This is a genomic window from Saccharospirillum sp. (assembly GCF_040881935.1).
In the GTDB taxonomy this organism is placed as follows: Bacteria; Pseudomonadota; Gammaproteobacteria; order Pseudomonadales; family Natronospirillaceae; genus Saccharospirillum.
Window position 1 is genome coordinate 1 of sequence record NZ_JBBECH010000020.1, and the last position, 20,466, is coordinate 20,466.

Sequence of the window (20,466 nt, forward strand, 5' to 3'; positions counted from 1 at the left end):
CCTTTCGCCGATACGGCCGACATTGATATTACCGAGGGCACGCCCGTCAACGTTTCGGTAACCCTGCACTATGCGGCCGGCCAATACCGGGAAGGGCTGGCTATGTTGCTGGCCAGTCATATTGAAGCCCAGGTCGATGACGTTGAAGTCAAGGTCTCGGTACAGTGCGAGATCGGCTCAGTGAATGTGCGGGATAACCTGCCGGGTATGGAGAACATTAAGAACATCATCGCTGTGGCCTCTGGCAAAGGTGGGGTTGGCAAGAGCACAACGGCTGTCAATCTGGCGCTGGCTCTGCAGGCCGAAGGGGCGCGAGTCGGGTTACTGGATGCCGATATTTATGGCCCAAGCGTTGGTACCATGTTGGGTGTGCCTGAAGGCACCAAGCCTGAAACCGTCGACAACAAATTCTTCAAGCCAGTAGAGGCCCACGGGCTGCAAAGCATGTCGATGGCTTATCTGGTGACCGAAAAAACACCCATGGTGTGGCGTGGGCCTATGGTTTCCGGGGCATTGCAGCAATTATTGACCCAAACCCAGTGGGATAACCTCGACTATCTGGTCGTCGACATGCCACCGGGCACCGGAGACATTCAACTGACATTGGCGCAGAAAGTGCCGGTTTCGGGCTCGGTGATCGTCACCACCCCGCAAGACATCGCCCTGCTGGATGCCCGCAAGGGCATAGAAATGTTCCAGAAGGTGAACATTCCGGTGCTGGGTATTGTCGAGAATATGGCGATGCATGTCTGTTCCAATTGCGGCCATGTGGAGCATATATTCGGTGAAGGCGGCGGCGCGAGGCTCTCCAACGATTACAACGTGGATCTGCTGGAAAGCCTGCCGCTGGACATCAGCATCCGCACCCAGACCGACAGTGGCCAACCCACCGTTATCGCAGAACCAAATGGCGAAGTAGCCGCACATTATTTTGTGCTGGCGCGGAGAACGGCGGCGGCTCTGGCGTTGCAGGACGCGGACACCGGGCCTGAGATCGCCTTTGTCTGAAAAGAATTTAAGGACGTGGGACATTGAAAGACGCAGAACAATAAATGACGCAAAACAACAAAAGACGCAGAACACTAAGGGACGCGAAACACCAAGAGACGTCATTTCGTGTCTTACGTCTCTCCATGTTTCGCGTCTTTTATTGTTCTGCGTCACTTCATGTCTTACGTCTTTCCATGTTTCGCGTCATTTATTGTTCTACGTCTTTCCCTGTCCTACGTCTTTTGCCTAAACCGGATTCCGACCCACCGAATAATACGTAATCCCTTTCTTCTGCATCCGCTTTGGCTCAAACAGGTTCCGGCCATCAAAGATCACCGGCTCGGTCAATTGCTGTTTGATGGCGTCGAAATCCGGCACCCGGAACGGTTGCCATTCGGTAACGATGGCCAGGGCATCGGCGCCTTTGAGGGCGCTTTCTTTGGTGCCGCATAGGGTTAAGGCATCCTGATCGTTGTAGAGGCGCTGGGTTTCTTCCATGGCTTCGGGGTCGTAGGCCTGAACCCTGGCACCGGCTGCCCAGAGGGCTTCCATCAGTACCCGGCTTGGGGCTTCGCGCATGTCGTCGGTGTTGGGTTTGAAGCTGAGGCCCCAGACGGCGATGGTCTTGCCGTTTAACTCGCCGTTGTAGTGCGCGTGAATCTTGCTGAACAGGGTGGTTTTCTGTTCGTAGTTGCGCGCTTCCACTGCTTTCAGGACCTTGGCGTCGAAGTCGATGCCATCGGCGGTGCGGATCAGCGCCTGCACGTCTTTCGGGAAGCAGGAGCCGCCATAGCCGACACCCGGGTAGATGAACTGATAACCAATGCGCGGGTCGCTGCCAATGCCATGACGCACGGCCTCGATGTCGGCGCCCAGGCGTTCGGCCAGGTTGGCGATTTCGTTCATGAAGCTGATTTTGGTGGCCAGCATGCAGTTGGCGGCGTACTTGGTCAGCTCGGCACTGCGCACGTCCATCTGGATGATTTTTTCGTGGTTGCGGTTGAACGGTTCGTACAGTTCGCGCATGGCTTCGATTGAATCGGCGCTTTCGGTGCCGATGACGATGCGGTCCGGGCGCATGCAGTCGTTCACCGCCGCGCCTTCTTTCAGGAATTCGGGGTTGGAGACCACATCGAAGGTCAGTTTGGCATCGGTGCGTTTGGCCAATACGTCGCTGATGGCGGCTGTTACTTTATCAGCTGTGCCCACCGGGACGGTCGATTTGTTGACCACAATGGTGTGGCGATTCATGTTCTCGGCAATGGTACGGGCCACCGCAAGAACGTATTTCAGATCGGCACTGCCATCTTCATCCGGCGGGGTGCCGACGGCGATGAACTGGATGTCGCCATGGGCAACGGCAGCAGGGGCATCCGTTGTGAAGCTCAGGCGGCCGGATTCATAGTTGGCCTTGACCATGGGCTCGAGCCCAGGTTCGTAGATCGGGATGACCCCTTTCTTCAGGTTCTCGACCCGGTTGACGTCGACATCGACACACACAACCTCATGCCCGGCCTCAGCCAGGCAGGTTCCCTGAACCAGGCCGACGTAACCAATGCCAAATACGGTAATTTTCATTGTTGATCCCTTAACGTTGCAGCTGTAAGACAGTAGGAATGGATTGATTGCGCGCAGTTTACCGCAGGAGTGCAGTAGCTGCGACATCTTAGAAACTCGTTTATCCGCCTCCATTGCTTGACCTTTACCCGGCGACCGATGTTAGATACACGCCCTTTTTCGGTGCATTTTGCTGGGTAGGCGTTTTAGATGGGTGAACTCTTTGCAATATTGGCCGCTCTGTCGTGGACGCTGGCGGCCTATGGTTTTCGCCATCTGGGGACTGCCCTGTCTCCGCTGCAACTGAATTTCTGGAAAGGGTTGCTGGCCTGTGCGGGTTTGCTGGCGTTTATTTGGGTGTCGGGCCAGTGGGTGGCTATTCCGACTGACGTCTATGCTCCCTTGCTGCTCAGTGGTTTTATCGGCATTACGCTGGGTGACACCTTTATTTTCTCGGCGCTGAACCGCATTGGTGAGCGCATTACGCTGTCGATCGCTGAATCTACCGCGCCGCTGTTTGCTATTGGCCTGGGCATACTCTGGCTGAGCGAATTTCTGACACTGTGGCAATGGCTGGGCGCGGCGATGATCATCCCGGCCCTGTTCTGGGTGCTGGAGCCGGAAAACCCGGCGCATCGCAGCCATCCGTTTCTGGGTATGGCCTTTGCCCTGGGGGCCGCTTTGTGCCAGGCGCTGGGCATGGTGTTTATGCGTGAGGTGTTTCTGGCGGTCGATATGCCTGCTTCCCAGGCATCGTTTTTAAGGCTGGCCGCTGGTATTGCCGCCATCCCCCTGTTCATTGGCTTGCAACGCAAGGCTTTTTGGCCCCGGCTGACCGGGCGCCAGTGGGCTATTTTAGCGCTGAGCACCTTTATTGGCACTCTGCTGGCTATCTGGTTTCAGCAATTGGCGGTTAAGCGCACCGAGGCGGGTGTGGTGCAAACCCTGATTGCGACCTGCGCCATCATGGCGTTCTCGATCGACCGGATTCGCGGGCACAAGGCCACCCGAAAAGCCTGGGCCGGGATGTTACTGGCCGTCGCCGGTGTGGCTGTTATTGCATTGAACGGTGCAACGCATTGACCGTGGTTTATAACCATAACCAAACGCACTAAACCGATTCCGTTATTCGCCTGGGGAGGCAATGAGCAATTCACGCGTAGCTCTGGCTTTTCCGAGGGGCCTTACCGCGAGGCGGGCTCATGCAGGAATGTCTAGACCTTTCAAATGAGCCCAACGAAGTGGTAAGGTTCCTCGGAAAGCCCCTACGCACCCTTCGGGCATAAAGGCGGGGCCAAAACGTCTTGCCCCGGCGTTGCACTTCTTGACAAGGGCTACGGCCATTGCGCTGCGAAGTGCGCCTTGTGGCAAAACGTTTTGGCTCCCGCAGAGCTTCGCGTGAATTGTTCATTGCCTCCCTTGTTAGCTATATAACATTTCACGATAATAGCGCCCTACTTTCTTATCACTCTACACAGCTGAAGGCCGTCTTTTCGATGAGCGACTACCTGCTTTTGCTGGTTGGCACCATTTTGGTCAACAATTTTGTCCTGGTTCAGTTTCTCGGGCTGTGCCCTTTTATGGGTGTGTCGAGCAAGCTTGAGACGGCTGTGGGCATGTCGGCCGCGACGACCTTTGTGCTAACGCTCTCTTCGGTGGCGAGCTATGTGGTGTACACCTGGCTGCTGGAACCGCTGGGGCTGACGTATTTGCGCACCATCAGTTTTATTCTGGTGATCGCCTTTATGGTGCAGTTCACCGAAATGCTGGTTCGCAAGACAAGCCCGCTGTTGTACCGGGTGTTGGGCATCTTTTTACCGCTGATCACCACCAACTGCGCGGTGCTTGGTGTGGCTTTGCTGAACATCAGTCGCCAGAACAGTCTGATCGAGAGCTTTTTATACGGCTTTGGTGCCGCAGTTGGCTTCTCATTGGTGCTGGTGTTATTTGCGGCCATGCGTGAGCGGCTGGCAGTGGCCGATATACCGGTGCCGTTTCAGGGCGCGGCCATTGGCCTGGTGGCGGCGGGCATTATGTCGCTCGCCTTTATGGGATTTTCCGGCCTGGTGACCTTGGGGTAATTTATGTGGATCGCGATTGTCACCCTGCTCATTCTGGCTGCCGTGCTAGGCGGCCTGCTTGGTTTTGCCTCGGTACGGTTCCGGCCTGAAGGCAACCCCATAGTCGATAACATCGACGACATTTTGCCGCAAACCCAGTGCGGCCAGTGCGGCTACCCGGGTTGCCGCCCTTATGCAGAAGCCATCGCCAATGGCGACAAAATCAACAAGTGCCCGCCCGGCGGCGAAGCCACGATTCAAGCCCTGGCGGATTTGCTCGATGTGGAACCCGAACCGCTCGATGCCGAACACGGCGAAGAGAAAGGCCGCACCGTGGCGGTGATTCGCGAAGACGAATGCATCGGCTGCACCAAGTGCATTCAGGCCTGCCCGGTCGATGCCATTCTGGGCGCGGCCAAGCAGATGCACACCGTGATCGAAAGCGAATGCACCGGCTGCGACCTGTGCGTCGAGCCCTGCCCGGTCGATTGCATCGATATGGTGCCGATTGAAGTCACGCTGCGTAGCTGGCACTGGGACAAACCCGCACCCGGCATCAGCCTTATCACGACGGATAAACCCACGGACCGGGAGCGCGCCGCATGACCGCACAGGCCGTTATCGTGACCGACAAGGTGTTTTCAATTCGTGGGGGCATCCACCCCGATGAATGCAAGACGCTCTCCAACACCACGCCCATCACCGAGGTTCCGTTGCCTTCGGTGCTGGTTCTGCCGCTGGCGATGCACCTTGGTTCACCGGCCGATCCGGTGGTGACTGTTGGCTCCACCGTGCGCAAGGGTGATGTACTGGCAACGGCCGTTGGCGGCATCAGCGCAGCGGTTCATGCGCCAACTTCGGGCCGGGTCTGTGCGATTGAAGATCGCGTTCTCGCCCATGAATCTGGCCTGAGCGCGCCCTGCATAGTGCTCGAAGCCGATGGCGAAGACGACTGGCGCGAACGCCATGGCCTGCCCAACTGGCGTGACGTGCCGGTCGATGAGTTGATTCAACGGCTGCGCGATTGCGGCGTGGTTGGCCAGGGCGGCGCGGGCTTCCCGACCGACGTGAAATACCGCAACAAGCACAAACCGATCACCACCCTATTAATCAACGCCGCCGAATGCGAACCCTACATCACCGCCGACGACCGCCTGATGCGCGAGCGCGCCGACGAGATTTTGCTGGGTGCCGACATTGCCAAACACCTGCTCGGGGCCAGCACTATTCGCCTCGGCATTGAAGACAACAAACCGCAGGCACTGATCGCCCTGCGTGAAGCGGCCGGGCGTTTGGGTCTGGATATTCGCATCAGCGTGGTACCCACCAAGTACCCGAGCGGCGGTGAACGTCAGTTAATTCAGCTGGTCGCGGGCCAGGAAGTACCCCGCGGTGGCCTGCCCAGCGATCTCGGCTATGTTTGCCAGAACGTTGGCACCCTGGCCAGCATTTACCGGGCGATTGTGTTCGATGAACCCGTAATCAGCCGTATTACCACCGTCACCGGGGACGCCATTGACGCACCGGGCAATTACGAAGTGCGCATTGGCACGCCGATAGAGACCGTGCTGAACCAGGCCGGTGTGCATCTGAAAAAAGCCGACCGGGTGATAATGGGCGGCCCGATGATGGGCTTCGCATTGCCGGACATCACCGCGCCGCTGGTAAAAACCACCAACTGCCTGCTGGTGCCGACGCGCAAGGAACTGCCCCGGCCGATGCCCGATAACCCCTGCATTCGCTGTGGTTTGTGCGAGCAAGCCTGCCCGGTCAACCTTCTGCCCCAGCAATTGTTCTGGGCGTCCAAGCACCGGGATCTCGATGCCGCCGAATTGCATTCGATCAATGATTGCATCGAATGTGGCGCCTGCGCCTATGTCTGCCCGAGCCGCATTCCGCTGGTGCAGTATTACCGCTATGCCAAGGGTGAACTGCGCAACGAGAAAGAAGAGCACATCAAAGCCGAGCGGGCCCGGGCCCGGTTTGAAGCGAGGCAAGCGCGCCTGGAAAAAGAACGGTTGGAAAAAGAAGCCCGCAGGAAGGCCCGTGCCAAAGCAGCGGCGGAAGCAAGAGCCGCCAAAGCGGACACGAGCGATGGCCAGCCGGATGCCCAGGACGATGCGATCAAGGCTGCTATGGCCAGGGCCAACGCCAAAAAAGCCAGCGCCTCCCAACTTGCTACTGAACTGAGCCGGGAAGATCTGGAAAAAGCGCTGGAACTGGCCGCGACCAAGGTTAAAAAAGCCAATGAGCGGCTTATTGTCGCCGAACAGGAGTCACCCGATATGGTGCCAGCCTTGCGCAAAGCGCTCGCCAAGTTGGAAGAGAAGCACCGCAGTGCCCAGGCGGCACTTGAGAGCGCGGCTCACGGCACATCTAATACAGCAGAAGCCAAGAAGGAATCCGATTCATGACGGGGCTTAACCTGACCTCACCGCACGTGACCGGTCGCACCTCCGTCACTTGGGTAATGGGCTGGGTGTTACTGGCGCTGATACCCGGCTGGATAGTGTTAACAGTCAGCTTCAGCATCGGCTATGCCATTAACATGGTACTGGCATTACTAACCGCTCTGATCGCCGAGGCGCTGCTGCTCGCCTGGCGCGGCCGCCCGGTGGTGTTTTTCCTGAAGGATCTGAGCGCCCTGGTCACCGCCGCGCTGCTTGCCCTGGCGTTGCCGCCGCTCGGGCCCTGGTGGTTAACGGTGCTGGGCACGCTGATTGCCATCGTATTCGCTAAACAGCTGTTTGGCGGGCTCGGCAATAACCCGTTTAACCCGGCCATGGTCGCCTATGCCTTGCTGCTGGTGTCGTTGCCGCTGTACATGACCACACGCTGGGCAAGCCCTGATGTTACGCTGTCGATTGTCGATACCCTGGCGGTGATCTTTGCTGGCCAGGCCCCGATCGACGGCGCGACCGGCGCCACGCCACTGGATGTCTATAAACTCGATATCGCCCGGCTGACGGCCGCTGAGGTGTTGCAGTCACCCATTTTTGGCAACTGGGTGGCTGAAGGGTGGGATGTCGCCAGCCTGGCGTTTTTGGCTGGTGGCACCCTGCTGCTGTGGAAACGCATCATCACCTGGCACATACCGGTCAGCGTGCTGGGTGGCCTGGCCGTTATGGCGCTGCTGTTCAGTGGGGATGCCGACGTGCGCACCCCGATCGACCTGCATCTGTTTGCCGGGGCCACGATGCTGGGTGCCTTTTTTATCGCCACCGACCCAGTCAGCGCCGCGACCAGTAACCGGGGCAAACTGGTGTATGGTCTGGGCATTGGCGTACTGATCTACTTGATCCGAACCTGGGGCAACTACCCCGATGCCGTTGCCTTCGCAGTATTGCTGATGAACTTTGCCGCCCCCCTGATCGACCACTACACCCGCCCACGAGTATACGGCCACGACAAATCGGTGAAAGGCTTTAAGAATGACTGACGAGAACGAGAGCTCGACACCAGCAGATACCGGCGCCGAAGCACCCATCACCCTGAGCCGGGCGATTCGCCGCAGCGCAATCGGCCTGGGTATTTTTGCAATCTTCACTGCCGGCATCATCGCCGTCACCCAAACATTGACGGCCGACCGTATCGACGCCAATCAGCGCGCCTTCGAGGCCCGTGCCCTGTATGAGCTTACCCCCGAACGATTGCATGACAACGACTTGCTGGAAACCGCGTACCCGACTGAACTGACCACCCTGACCGACACTGCTCTATTGCGGTTAAGCCGCGAGGCTACCTGGTACCAGGCACGGCGAGACGGCAACGTCACCGCTGTTATTCTGCCGTTTGTCGCACCCGAAGGTTATACCGAACCGATTCGACTGGTTGCCGCCATCGATGCCAGCGGCACGCTGCTTGGCGTGAGGGTCATTACCCACAAGGAAACCCCGGGCCTCGGCGATCAGATTGAAACCAGCAAATCGGACTGGATCTTCAGTTTCGATGGCCAATCGTTCGAGACCATTGAGCCCGACCAGTGGCGGGTGAAAAAAGACGGCGGTGCCTTCGACCAGATGACCGGCGCCACCATCACCCCGCGCGCCATTGTGCGGGCAGTCGCCAGAACGCTGACCTTCTTCGAGACCAACCGGGCCGTGCTGCTAAGCACTGAACCCGGCACCGCCGGAGCCGATTCATGAACGACGTTACGCCCGTAAAAAGCACCGCCACTGCCCGGGAGCTGACGCGCAATGGGCTATGGAACAACAACGCCGCCCTGGTGCAGTTATTGGGGTTGTGCCCCCTACTCGCCGTCACCGGCTCGGTAGTCAACGCCCTTGGGCTCGGTATCGCGACCATGGTGGTGCTGGTCGGTTCCAACACCGCTGTGTCACTGATTCGCCATTACGTGCCGGATTCTGTGCGGCTACCCGCCTTTGTAATGATCATCGCCTCGTTCACTACCTGCGCCGAGCTGCTGATGCAGGCGTTCACCTATGAGCTGTACCAGGTGCTGGGCATTTTCATCCCGCTGATCGTCACCAACTGCACCATTCTCGGCCGCGCCGATGCCTTCGCTCGCAAGAACCCGGTGCTCCCCGCCATGCTCGATGGTTTTATGATGGCGCTGGGGTTTTTGGCGGTATTGATTGTGCTCGGGGGGCTGCGGGAACTGGTTGGCCAGGGCACGCTGTTTACCAACATGGATCTGATCTTCGGGCCTGCCGCCGCAAGCTGGGAAATCACCCTGTTCCCGAATTATCCGGATTTTCTGTTTGCCATATTGCCGCCCGGGGCTTTTGTCGGCCTGGGGCTGTTGGTCGCCGTTAAAAACCGGGTGGACGCCGGTATTCAAAAACGCAAAGACGCACAAGCCGACAAACCTGTTGCTGGTTCCAAGCGTGTGCGGGTAACAGGAACCATCAGTTAACACGCCTATGAACAAAACCAAACGTACCGAGATATTCACTCGCCTGCGCGCCGCCAACCCCAACCCGGAAACCGAGCTGAATTACAGCACGCCTTTCGAGTTGCTGGTGGCGGTGGTGTTGTCGGCACAGGCCACCGACAAAGGGGTTAACAAGGCGACCGACAAGCTCTACCCCGTCGCCAACACGCCCCAGGCGATTTATGACCTCGGTGTTGACGGCCTAAAGAGCTACATCAAAACCATCGGCCTGTTTAACAGCAAGGCGGAAAACGTGAACAAGCTGTGTCGGCTACTGCTCGACCAGCACAGCCACCTTAATCTGAATGCCGGTGACATCCCCAACGAACGAGCCGATCTCGAAGCGCTGCCCGGCGTCGGTCGCAAAACCGCCAACGTGGTACTGAACACCGCCTTCGGGCAGCCCACTATGGCAGTTGATACCCATATCTTCCGCGTTGCAAACCGAACACGCATTGCACCGGGCAAAAACGTGGTTGAGGTCGAGCAACGCCTGCTACGGCTGATCCCGACCGAGTTTCTAATGGACGCCCACCACTGGCTGATCCTGCATGGGCGTTACACCTGCACCGCCCGAAAACCCAGATGCGGAGCCTGCATCATTGAAGATTTGTGCGAGTTCAAAGACAAGACCGACTAAGGTGCAGTAAGCTACCTGATACCGTGGATTCAAGAACAGGACGTTCACCTCATGCAGTACCTGACTTTGGCTCTGGATGCCAGTTGCGACTTACCCAAGGCCATATACCAGCGCTTCGATCTCGCCACCTTACCCCTCACCTGGCTGGCAAAGCCAACCGAGTTACCACCCGACAATCGCAGCGACGCGACCACAGAGGCCTGGTATCAGTCACTGACGAACGGCACATCGCATTCACTGGCAGAATGGAGCCGGAAAGAGCTAAGCCGGGACACCCATCTCAGCCAGTCGTTGGATAACACCTGGCTGCTGAACAGTGACGGCGCTCTGATCATCACCCCGGCCAAACACCACCACCCGGGCTACGACCACTGGAACCGCCAGGCTGCAACTTTACAACCACAACTCGACCGGGTTCGACACGCGGCAAACTTGCACAGCCATTTCAGACTGCGCGTGATGGACAGCAGCCACATTCTGGCCGCTTATGGATTACTGGTGCAGGAAGTGGCACATCTGCATCGCGACCAGGGGTTATCAATTGATAAACTGCGTTTGCCAATGCTGGCCTTCTCGCGCCGTATCAAACACCTTTACAGCGTACCCGCTTTTGCGAACCCCGCCTTGTACCCACAGACACCGGCCTTTCCCAAATTAAATGGGTTAAGGCGATTCGTTATGAGCCACCGGGGAACCTTGCCGGTTTTTCAGACATTGGATGAACAGGAAGAACTGGTAGGCCATGCGACTGCGGCAGACCCGATTACTCCGGTGGTAGATCTGGCATGCACGGCACTGAAACAAAACCGACTGAACCATGCAACTGTGAATGCCAGTTTCGCGGGCGAGATAGAACCCCTGCACCAGCACCCGGCCATTCGCCGGTTGCATGAAATGGTGAGCCAGCAAGGCGGACACCTGTGGTTAAGCCAAATGTCCGGTTCGTCGGCGATTCACTGCGGAGAAAACGCCTTCTCGGTAGCATTTGTTAACTAAGATATGTTTAATTGGCTAAAGCTTCCCACTGGCCGAAACCTCATCTTGTTGCAACATACGCAAAAACGACTGGCCTAAAAGCTCATCGACGGTGCCATCGCGCAGGCGGTGGTTTCGCAGGTATTGGTACAACGCGATGATGTGTTTCAGGGTGTCGGTATCAGGAACCCGGAAATCTGCGTGGCCGGATTCATTGGAAAGGATGTGCAAGACCGATTGCAACGCATCGATATCGACTTCCGGGGCCGCATCGAAGGGTAAGCCTTCACCACTGGCCAACCAGACCAAAGAACACTGGCAAGCCCGGGCAATCTGGTGAGCACGAGACAGAGAGGGTTCCGAACCGTTCAGGTATTTTCGAATCAGACTTTCGCCGAGGCCCACCGCGCGAGCAAATGCGCTAACGGTGCGACCGGCAATGAGAACCTGCAGTCGATCTGAAAAGTTCATCATGCTTCGCGGCTGCTGGGCATGGCCGGTACGGTTTTCAGGGCAACGGATTCGCCGGTGCCAGTGAGACTCCAGCGACCCAGATTGTCGAATTGAATCAGTGACATCGAATGCAATTTCAGTTTTAGTTCGTCCAGCGCGGCGCGCTCCAGTTTCACATCCGCAACCGCGTGGCTACCATGCCAGCGACGTTTGATGTCGACCAACGCAAGCGGCTGCAAATAGTCGCCCAGCAAGGCATTGACCCTGGTCTCGGACACTGGCGTCAGCAAGGGCGCCGCCAGCCAGGTAAACACGGTTTTCCAGGATACCGAGACACTGCCAGTCAACACTTTCAACTGGCCCTCACGAAATGCCTTACATCTGAACTGGCTGTGCCAGACCGACTTGGGGTTAGTTAGTGCCGAAAGGTCTGCCGCTACGCGTGAAGAGCCACCGGACGCCAATTCCTGTTTGAGCCTTACCACTTCGGCATGTAATAACGTCAGTTCCGCCGCGGGTGCGACGGCAGAGTCAGCCCGTCGCCAGCCTGGTGCCGGGTGTTCTTCCAGTACGTGCTCGATGGCACGCTCAGCGGCATCGCGCAGTGTTTCTTCGCTGTTCCATTCGTAATGGATACCGGTTTTCAACAAACCGATTAGTTGATTCAGGCGGGTTTTATCGATCTCGCTAGGGCTGGGTATTTCATGGCCGGTGTAGATCAGGGCGACCGGAGTTTTATGCTGGGCGCGTACCGTGGCGTAGGTTTGATGCAAGTACCCCACCCCCTGTTCGTTAAGCGGGCCGTACTCGTTGCCTACCAACAAAAATACGTAATCAGCATCATTCAGCGCAAGCTGATTAAGTTTCCAGAGGTAATTCGCAGAGACTGCCGGGAAAGGCAGACCCGTTGGTACGCACTGTTGGGCCATAATAGCTTCAAACAGCACATTGCGTTCTTTACCGAGATGGCGTTCGAGCGACGCCACCATTATCAATTTTCGTGAATCATACATGCTTGCTAACCACCGGCCCCATCCATGTTCGCAGAACCCCCTGAACAACACGGACAGTTGCGGGCCCATTTAGCAAAAGTCCACCTGCAAGTGTAACACATAAGCTCAAAAACATGCGTTTATTCACCTTCCTGGCACTCACTGTAGCTCGGGTCATTAAAGTCATAGGCGGCCTGGTCGGGTGACCCCGGTAAAGGCCGGTAACGGCCAGTCGGTGCCTTCAGTCAAATTCACCAGCTCGAGCAGAATCATCGCGGTCAGCCCCCAGATATGATGCCCGTCAAAATCGTAATGCGGAATCTGGAATGAAATGCCATGCCGCTCGATTGGCTGAAACCGTGGTGCGGTATCGGTAAAAAAAGCCCAGGGTACGGTAAACCATTCGGCGATTTCGTCCGGGCTGGCAACGCACTGATCCAGGCTGGCAACTTTGCCAACAAACGGAAACACCTGAACCCCGGATTTGGACAAACCGGTCGACAGCGGGCCCAGCACCTCGATCAGATCGGGAGACAGGTTCAGTTCCTCGTGCGTTTCGCGCAGCGCCGTGGCCTGCAAGGAGGCATCCTCCGGCTCCCACATACCCCCTGGAAAGGCAATATCCCCCGGGTGCGAGTTCAGGTGTTGAGCCCGAACCGTCAACAGCAAAGACGGCTCGCCTGCACTGACAACGAGTGGCACCAGGACACCCGCCCGGGGCTGATTGAGCGATAACAGCCGTGGTTCGTGGCTCGACAAACGACGCTCTAATTGACTGAAAAAAGATGAATAAGAAGTCATACCCTCATTTTCGCACGTTTACAGCTAACTGAGTGGCGCCAGGCATTGCTCGTTTTCGCGACCTTTACGGAGCCATTGAAAATTGTTTGTTTTTTGAACAGCGTCACTGCCATTTGCCACTCAGTAGTGCTAGATTGATTTGAGGGAGACTCGAACAATTCACGCGGAGCTCTGGCGTGAAGAGTTCAGAGCCTCCCTAAACAAGGACACGTCTGGATCGATTCCCGACCAGTATAAAGTAACGCGAAGCGAGGTGTTTGAGTAGTTCGCCTAACGGAGACTGCGATGGCTAACCCTGTAATCGAACTGCCCGCCTTCGATACCCTCAAGGCGCTGGCCGATGAAGACCCCGAGGCGCTGGAATCTTTGCGCAACCGTTTGGTCGCTGAAGTGATCGAGCGCGCACCGAGCCACCAGCGTGCTCAACTGCAAGGCCTCCAGTTTGTGCTGGACATGGAGCGTCGTCGCGCTAAAAATCCGATGCAATGCTGCATTCGTATGTCACAGCTGATGCATGAACGAGTCGACCGGTTGCGCGAATGCCTGAAAGAAACGCTTTATTACGACGGTTCGGTCACGACCAGACGCACCGTAAAACCACCTCCCAGTGCAGTGATTCTGGAATTTCCCCGCACGCCTCAAGACGCGCCGCCGAAGTCCTGATAGTCTTGTCGCAAAGAACTCACTACGAAACGTTTTACTGATGAATTTTTGCAGCCAATGCGGCCACCGGGTGCGCTTCGACACTCCGGATATGGATAACCGCCCCCGTTTTATGTGCGATCAGTGCGGAACGGTCCACTACCAGAACCCACGAGTGATTACCGGCACCCTGCCGGTCGCGCCGGATGGGCGAATTCTGCTTTGCCGCCGCGCCATCGAACCACGCCACGGCTACTGGACCCTGCCAGCAGGCTTTATGGAAAACGGTGAGACTACGGTTGAAGGTGCATTGCGGGAAACGGTCGAGGAATCCTGCGTGTCGGGCCATAACCCGCAGCTACTGTCGATCGTCAGCCTGCCAGACTTCGACCAGGTTCACGTCTTCTACCGGATCGACATGCCCGATTATTCGTTCGAGACCACGCCGGAAAGCAGTGAGGTGGTGTTGTTCAACCACCAGGACATTCCCTGGGAAGAAATCGCCTTTCTAACCGTGAAAGTCACGCTTGAGCATTACCTGGAGCATTTGGATACCGAGCAGGTGCCAGTGCTGAATTCAGTGGTGCACCGGCCCAAAAAGCAGATTTAGTAACGGCTACGCCGCGCGCCCTCTCTCTAACTCGCCCCCAACGGTGGAGAGAGGACTGTTGTGTGCAGTGTGCCTTTTGGGCGCACATCAGAAATACCGCGTTTGCCGCCGTGTAATCGCCTGCAGCCCGCTGGCACCCAGCTCCACACCCCAACCTGATTCACCCATGCCGCCAAACGGCACGTCGATGCGACTGCGCATGGGCCTGTTAATGGCAACGTTTCGGGTCGTCAGTCGACGCGCTATGTCGGTCGCTTCGCTGGCCGAGCCACTCCACACTGCGCCTCCCAAACCATACCGGCTTCGATTGGCCCACTGGACTGCCTGGTCCACCGATTCGTAGGCCGCCAGTTGCAGTACCGGACCAAAAATTTCATCCGGCCAAACCGGGCTGGTCATCGGATCATCGGTTACGGCCCAGGCCGGGCTAACGTACAACCCATCTACGTTAGGGTCTTCACTGTGTCGGGTCGCGGTGACTTTGAGGTTGTGCCACTGCTGCAACAGGCGATCGCGAATGTCGGGGCGAGCCAGTGGACCCAGGGTACAGCCGGGGGCTTCCGGTGCAGCCGGAACGAAATCGGCAAGGCGCGCTGCCACCCGGTCCAATACCGCATCGAGTCGGGTTTTCGGCACCAGCCAGCGTTTGGCACAGAGGCAACTCTGGCCGGAGTTATTAAGACGAGAGGCCAGGGCGTGGTCGACAAAGGCGTTTAAATCGCCACTGTCGGTCAGCAGCCATACATCGCTGCCCCCCAGCTCCAGCGTGCTGGGAACCAGCCGTTGGGCGCAGGCCATGGCGATGGCCCGGCCAGCTTCACTGCTACCGGTGAAGTGCACCTGTTTTAAATGGGGGTGATCGTACACGGCAGGCAGTACATCGATGTCAATCTGCAACAGGGTGACCGCCTCGGTCGGAAACCCGGCCTGGTGCATCAAATCGACAAGTAAACGGGAGCTGAGCCAGACATTCGGAGCGGGTTTGATCGCGACGGTGTTGCCAGCCAGCAAGGCGGGTAAGGCAAAGCGACACACCTGCCATACCGGGTAGTTCCAGGGCATGATGCCGAGAATGCCGCCCCAGGGCTCAAAGCTCAGCACCGTACCTGGCTGAATGTCAGTCGGTTCCAGATGTAATGGCCCCTGCTCTACCAGATACCGGACCAGAGCGATGGTTTTTTGCAGTTCAGCCAGAGACTGGGCCAGCGGTTTACCCATTTCCCGGCTGATTTGCCGGGCCAGGGTGCCCTGGTGCTCTGCCAACAGCTTTGCCAGTGATTCAAACCAGTGAATTCGCCGGGCCAGGGGCACGGTGGCCAGTGCCGGCCAGGCTTGTTGTTGCTGACCCAGAACCCTGACCGTTTCAGTCTGTGACCAGCCTTCCGCCTCGAACAGGCAATTCTGGCTGGCTGGATTCACAGATCTGAATACACTCATGGCTCATCCTATTTGGTACAAAATGTTGTAAAGTTACAATTTGGGTAGGGTTCAGCGGTCCCACCGCCGACTCCGTTCGTATATAAATCAGGTCGAGCTGACAGTGCTACACTGGGTACTCGCGCCTGAAAAACAGCACTGACGCAGGTGCGTTCAATAATAAATGCACGGCTTCATTTCACCGGAGCTGCGTTAGTTTACTACGGCTTATCTGGCCAGGAGCGCCGGTGCAGGGAGCGCATTCTAAAGCATCGGTTGCTAAAGTTAACCTTTTCCCGGGAGAGATCGACACATGACTGCAATTCCTGACACCTTGCGTGAAAATGTACGCCTGCTGGGCGAACTGCTGGGCGATACCTTGCTGGAAACCAGGGGCCCGGAACTGTTTCGCAAGGTTGAAGAGATTCGTCGACTGGGCAAGGCCGTTAATACGGCCGAAAACAGCGATCCGCAACCGTTGATTGATGTTCTGTCGAGCCTGGAAGACGAGGATGTACTGCCCATCGTGCGCGCTTTTAGTCAGTTCCTGAACCTGGCCAATATTGCCGACCAGCAGTATTTTGCCAGCGCCGAGGCCAATCAGCGCGAGGCGGTGGAAGACACGCTCGAACAACTGGTCGATACGCTCGGCAAAGACAGCGTGGCCGACGCCTTGCGCAACCTGAACATTGAACTGGTGCTGACGGCCCACCCTACCGAGGTGACACGCCGCACCCTGATCCGCAAACACGAACGCATTGCCGAAGACCTCTCCGACCTGAAACGCAACGATCTGCTGCGCTATGAGCGCACCGAGTTGAAATCGAATCTGCGGCGCACGGTCAATGAGATCTGGCACACCAACGAAATTCGCGATGAACGCCCGACAGCGGTCGATGAAGCCAAGTGGGGCTTTGCGGTTATTGAGAATTCGCTCTGGCATGCGGTACCGCAATTCTTACGTGAGCTGGACCGAACGGCGCGCTCCCGCCTCGGCCAGGGCCTGAGCGTCGATGCCTCGCCCTTTCACTTTTATTCCTGGATGGGCGGCGACCGCGACGGCAACCCCAATGTCACCCACAAGGTCACCCAGAAAGTGATTCTGCTGGGGCGCTGGATGGCGGCGGATCTGTATCTGAAAGACATCAATGATCTGGCTGGCGACCTCAGCATGAGCGAAGCCAGTGCCGATCTGATCTCCGATGTGGGTGCAACGCCAACGCCTTATCGGGCCAAATTGTACGGCTTGCGCACCCGGTTGGAACATACCCTGGCCTGGGCCGAACGCCGGGTTCAGGGCGAGTCCGTCACGGCTCCGGCCGATGTAATCATCACCCGTCAGGATATTCTCGACCCGCTGATGGCCTGCTACGATTCGCTGCTGGAATGCGGCATGGGCCGCATTGCCAACGGAGCCCTGCTCGACTGCATTCGGCGCGTGCATTGCTTTGGTATCAGCCTGGTACCGCTGGATATCCGCCAGGACAGTGAACGCCACATACTGGCGATTGATGAAGTGACCCGCTATCTCGGCCTGGGTGACTATAAAGACTGGGACGAAACCCGGCGTGAGGCGTTCTTGCTGGAACAACTGGGCAGCCGGCGCCCGCTGGTACCCCGTCACTGGCAACCCAGTGCCGATACCCGGGAAGTGCTGGATACGGCCCGCATTCTGGCCGAAGAACCAGCCGAGGTGTTGTCGAGCTACATTATTTCGATGGCAAAACACCCGTCGGATGTACTGGCTGTAGCGTTGCTACTGAAAGAAAGCGGACTCGACTGGAACGTACCCATCGTCCCCTTGTTTGAAACCCTGGATGATCTCGACCGCTCAGTGTCGGTGATGGAAACGCTCTGGTCGCTGCCCTGGTACCGCGAATACTGCGGTGGCAAGCAAACGGTGATGATTGGCTATTCCGATTCGGCCAAGGACGCGGGCAAGCTGACCGCCACCTGGGCGCAGTACAAAGCCCAGGAGCGACTGGTCAAACTGGCCAGCGAATACGATATTCACCTGATGCTGTTTCATGGTCGCGGCGGTACCGTTGGTCGTGGCGGTGGCCCGGTCGAAAAAGCCATGGCCTCCCAGCCGCCAGGGTCAGTACGGGGTGCCATTCGGGTGACCGAACAGGGCGAGATGATTCGCTACAAATTCGGCATGCCCAGAGTGGCGGTTCGCAGCCTCAACATCTATGTGGCGGCCACTCTGCGCGCCACGCTGGAACCCAGCGCCGCCCCCAAGCCCGAGTGGCGCGAGCTGATGGAGGCCATGTCCAAGGCGAGCCTGGAGCGCTACCGTGCCGTGGTACGTCACGATGAACGCTTTGTGCCCTACTTCAGAAGCCTGACCCCAGAACAGGAGCTCGGTATGCTGGCGCTGGGCAGCCGACCCGCCAAACGCAAGGCGACTGGCGGCGTTGAAAGCCTGCGCGCCATTCCCTGGGTGTTCGCCTGGATGCAGGTGCGCCTGAACATGCCCTCCTGGCTGGGTGCCCGCCAGGCGCTGGAACATGGCCTGGCCACAGACCCGGAATTACTGCAGGACATGGTCGAAAACTGGACGTTTTTCAGCAGCTTTCTGGACCTGCTGGAAATGGTGCTCGGCAAGGCCGACGGCTCGATCACAGCTTACTATGAGCAACAACTGGTGCCAGCCGAGCTGCATGACCTCGGCGAGGATTTGCGGGCCGACCTGAAAGCCAGTGAGGTGCTACTCAACCAGGTTAAAAACCAGCAGGTTCTGCTGGAAAGCGACCCTTTGCTCGCCCAATCGATCCTGGTGCGCAACCCCTATACCGACCCATTGAACTACCTGCAGGCCGAATTGCTGAAACGGGCCCGTAAGACGGGCAATCTGGACCCGCAACTGGAACGCGCCCTGAAAGTCACCATGGCCGGTATTTCAGCCGGCATGCGCAACACGGGATAACAGACCGGGCCTGATCTTTAGTAGGAAGCCAGCCCCCTGGGTGACAGGGAGCACAACCAACCAGTAGTGCTGACCTTTTGGGCGGTGGTTGTATTCACCGGTACGGATACTGCCAGTCGCCCACAGAGTGGCCTCCTACATTTTATCGGAGTCTTTCGTCCTGCTATCGACGGAAGTCTAACCGCCAATGGTTGAGCTTAGCGGCCTTGGCGGGTATCTTAGCGTCTGGCTGATGCAGGCCTACAAGCACGATACTGCATCACGATCACTTAAAATAACAGGCATTAAAAGAATTTACCGGTAATTGCCGCCAAATAGAGCAGCATGCTAACGCTCAGACCGGAGCCGCACCCCTGGCTTACACAGGGGATACCTGGCTCACGACCCCTGATCAGGACACTGAATTGATCTGCTTAACGCACTGAATTCAATAGTAACGGGTGGATCGCTCAGTCGGTTCAGACTTTTTTAAACCAAAATTTTCACGATTAAACATTAACGAGGAGTTCGCCATCTATGCGTATTATTCTGCTGGGTGCACCTGGTGCCGGTAAAGGGACTCAAGCCCAATACATCACCGAGAAATTTCAGATACCACAAATCTCCACCGGCGACATGCTGCGTGCTGCTGTTAAAGCTGGCAGCCCCCTGGGTGTGAAAGTTAAGGAAGTCATGGCCTCTGGTGGCCTGGTTTCGGATGAAACCATTATTGCACTGATTAAAGAGCGCCTAACCCAGCCGGATTGCGCTAACGGCTGTCTGTTCGACGGCTTCCCGCGCACCATTCCTCAGGCTGATGCGCTGAAAAACGAAGGCATCCGCATCGACTATGTGATTGACATCGATGTGCCCGATGAAGAGATCATCAACCGCCTCAGCGGCCGCCGCGTGCACGAAGCCTCCGGCCGGGTTTACCATGTTGACAACAACCCGCCCAAAGAAGAAGGCAAAGACGACGAGACCGGTGAGGCTCTGGTACAGCGCGGAGACGACAAAAAAGAAACCGTTGCCAAGCGCCTTGAGGTTTACCACGCCCAGACCGAGCCATTGATCGGCTTCTACAAGGATCTGGCCGAGAAAGAGCCGGACGTGGCGCCAAAATACATTCATGTGCCGGGTATTGGCAGCTTTGAAGACATTCGCGATAAGATTTTTAGAGAGCTTTGATTTTTTAAGCTAAGAGCTTTGAGCTGAGAGTTTGGAGTTTGACTTGAAAAGCCCGCCTGGTGCGGGCTTCTTTGTGCGTGTGTTTTAAAAATGGGACCCTTTTGGCGGTGGCTATCACCAGAGTCTGGGTACGGGATTGGCTCGATCACATCCATGTGATCGATCCGGCTGCGCCGGACGCTGGCGCGGCCCTGAACGCTCCTGGCGTTCAGTCGAACCCGCGGGGGCCACGAACGATTCCTGCGCTTTGCGCAGGTTAAACCAAAAAAGGGGACCCTTCTGGCAGTGGCTATCACCAGAGTCTGGGTACGGGATTGGCTCGATCACATCCATGTGATCG

Annotated in this window: 19 protein-coding genes; 14 read left to right on the forward strand and 5 right to left on the reverse strand. The window is 57.3% G+C overall.

The window, feature by feature from the left end:
• The coding region (apbC, locus tag WEB54_RS02415; RefSeq protein WP_368053056.1) for an iron-sulfur cluster carrier protein ApbC at positions 1 to 1,008 on the forward strand (1,008 nt) is incomplete at its 5' end.
• A 228-nt stretch (positions 1,009 to 1,236) separates the two neighbouring features.
• Here the strand turns inward: apbC and WEB54_RS02420 are convergent.
• Entirely contained in the window at positions 1,237 to 2,568 is a 1,332-nt protein-coding gene (locus WEB54_RS02420; RefSeq protein ID WP_368053057.1) for a UDP-glucose/GDP-mannose dehydrogenase family protein, read from the reverse strand.
• A 189-nt stretch (positions 2,569 to 2,757) separates the two neighbouring features.
• Here WEB54_RS02420 and WEB54_RS02425 point away from each other — a divergent pair, with 189 nt between their 5' ends.
• The 9 genes from WEB54_RS02425 to WEB54_RS02465 all read left to right on the forward strand — a co-directional run bounded on the left by WEB54_RS02425 (position 2,758) and on the right by WEB54_RS02465 (position 11,137).
• Positions 2,758 to 3,630 (forward strand): DMT family transporter, encoded by an 873-nt coding sequence (locus WEB54_RS02425; RefSeq protein ID WP_368053058.1) that lies wholly within the window; start codon positions 2,758 to 2,760, stop codon positions 3,628 to 3,630.
• A 413-nt stretch (positions 3,631 to 4,043) separates the two neighbouring features.
• On the forward strand, positions 4,044 to 4,628 hold the full coding sequence (gene rsxA, locus WEB54_RS02430; protein ID WP_368053059.1) for an electron transport complex subunit RsxA: 585 nt from the start codon (positions 4,044 to 4,046) through the stop codon (positions 4,626 to 4,628).
• A gap of 3 nt (positions 4,629 to 4,631) precedes the next feature.
• The gene (gene rsxB, locus WEB54_RS02435; RefSeq protein ID WP_368053060.1) at positions 4,632 to 5,213 is read left to right on the forward strand and encodes an electron transport complex subunit RsxB; all 582 of its coding nucleotides are present in this window, start codon (positions 4,632 to 4,634) and stop codon (positions 5,211 to 5,213) included.
• Positions 5,210 to 7,021 carry an electron transport complex subunit RsxC gene (gene rsxC, locus WEB54_RS02440; protein ID WP_368053061.1) on the forward strand — a complete coding sequence of 604 codons (1,812 nt, stop codon included), beginning with the start codon at positions 5,210 to 5,212 and terminating at the stop codon, positions 7,019 to 7,021. The genes rsxB and rsxC overlap by 4 nt, the downstream gene beginning before the upstream one ends.
• Complete coding sequence (locus WEB54_RS02445; protein ID WP_368053062.1) at positions 7,018 to 8,046, forward strand: RnfABCDGE type electron transport complex subunit D; 1,029 nt, start codon at positions 7,018 to 7,020, stop codon at positions 8,044 to 8,046. Before rsxC ends, WEB54_RS02445 begins: the two co-directional genes overlap by 4 nt.
• Positions 8,039 to 8,752 (forward strand): electron transport complex subunit RsxG, encoded by a 714-nt coding sequence (rsxG, locus tag WEB54_RS02450; RefSeq protein WP_368053063.1) that lies wholly within the window; start codon positions 8,039 to 8,041, stop codon positions 8,750 to 8,752. Before WEB54_RS02445 ends, rsxG begins: the two co-directional genes overlap by 8 nt.
• Complete coding sequence (locus WEB54_RS02455) at positions 8,749 to 9,483, forward strand: electron transport complex subunit E (protein ID WP_368053064.1); 735 nt, start codon at positions 8,749 to 8,751, stop codon at positions 9,481 to 9,483. Before rsxG ends, WEB54_RS02455 begins: the two co-directional genes overlap by 4 nt.
• Positions 9,484 to 9,490: 7 nt before the next feature.
• Positions 9,491 to 10,141, forward strand: coding sequence for an endonuclease III (nth, locus tag WEB54_RS02460; protein ID WP_368053065.1), 651 nt, complete (start codon positions 9,491 to 9,493; stop codon positions 10,139 to 10,141).
• 51 nt (positions 10,142 to 10,192) lie between these two features.
• Positions 10,193 to 11,137, forward strand: coding sequence for a hypothetical protein (locus WEB54_RS02465; protein ID WP_368053066.1), 945 nt, complete (start codon positions 10,193 to 10,195; stop codon positions 11,135 to 11,137).
• A gap of 15 nt (positions 11,138 to 11,152) precedes the next feature.
• On the opposite strand, the gene WEB54_RS02470 is transcribed toward WEB54_RS02465, so the two are convergent.
• The 3 genes from WEB54_RS02470 to WEB54_RS02480 all read right to left on the reverse strand — a co-directional run bounded on the left by WEB54_RS02470 (position 11,153) and on the right by WEB54_RS02480 (position 13,362).
• The gene (locus WEB54_RS02470; protein ID WP_368053067.1) at positions 11,153 to 11,590 is read right to left on the reverse strand and encodes a helix-turn-helix domain-containing protein; all 438 of its coding nucleotides are present in this window, start codon (positions 11,588 to 11,590) and stop codon (positions 11,153 to 11,155) included.
• A complete protein-coding gene (locus WEB54_RS02475; RefSeq protein ID WP_368053068.1) occupies positions 11,587 to 12,582 on the reverse strand; it encodes a DUF4062 domain-containing protein in 996 nt (331 codons plus the stop codon). Before WEB54_RS02475 ends, WEB54_RS02470 begins: the two co-directional genes overlap by 4 nt.
• Positions 12,583 to 12,744: 162 nt before the next feature.
• The gene (locus WEB54_RS02480) at positions 12,745 to 13,362 is read right to left on the reverse strand and encodes a CoA pyrophosphatase (RefSeq protein ID WP_368053069.1); all 618 of its coding nucleotides are present in this window, start codon (positions 13,360 to 13,362) and stop codon (positions 12,745 to 12,747) included.
• 285 nt (positions 13,363 to 13,647) lie between these two features.
• On the opposite strand from WEB54_RS02480, the gene WEB54_RS02485 reads away from it, so the two are divergent.
• Together WEB54_RS02485 and WEB54_RS02490 are read left to right on the forward strand one after the other, a co-directional pair.
• Positions 13,648 to 14,025, forward strand: coding sequence for a DUF3135 domain-containing protein (locus tag WEB54_RS02485; RefSeq protein ID WP_368053070.1), 378 nt, complete (start codon positions 13,648 to 13,650; stop codon positions 14,023 to 14,025).
• 40 nt (positions 14,026 to 14,065) lie between these two features.
• A complete protein-coding gene (locus tag WEB54_RS02490) occupies positions 14,066 to 14,614 on the forward strand; it encodes an NUDIX hydrolase (RefSeq protein ID WP_368053071.1) in 549 nt (182 codons plus the stop codon).
• Between the two features lie 87 nt (positions 14,615 to 14,701).
• Here the strand turns inward: WEB54_RS02490 and WEB54_RS02495 are convergent, their stop codons facing one another.
• The gene (locus WEB54_RS02495) at positions 14,702 to 16,051 is read right to left on the reverse strand and encodes an aldehyde dehydrogenase family protein (RefSeq protein WP_368053072.1); all 1,350 of its coding nucleotides are present in this window, start codon (positions 16,049 to 16,051) and stop codon (positions 14,702 to 14,704) included.
• Between the two features lie 292 nt (positions 16,052 to 16,343).
• Between WEB54_RS02495 and ppc the strand changes: the two genes are divergently transcribed.
• Complete coding sequence (gene ppc / locus WEB54_RS02500) at positions 16,344 to 18,959, forward strand: phosphoenolpyruvate carboxylase (RefSeq protein WP_368053073.1); 2,616 nt, start codon at positions 16,344 to 16,346, stop codon at positions 18,957 to 18,959.
• Between the two features lie 516 nt (positions 18,960 to 19,475).
• Positions 19,476 to 20,126 carry an adenylate kinase gene (adk, locus tag WEB54_RS02505; protein ID WP_368053074.1) on the forward strand — a complete coding sequence of 217 codons (651 nt, stop codon included), beginning with the start codon at positions 19,476 to 19,478 and terminating at the stop codon, positions 20,124 to 20,126.
• Positions 20,127 to 20,466 lie beyond the last annotated feature (340 nt).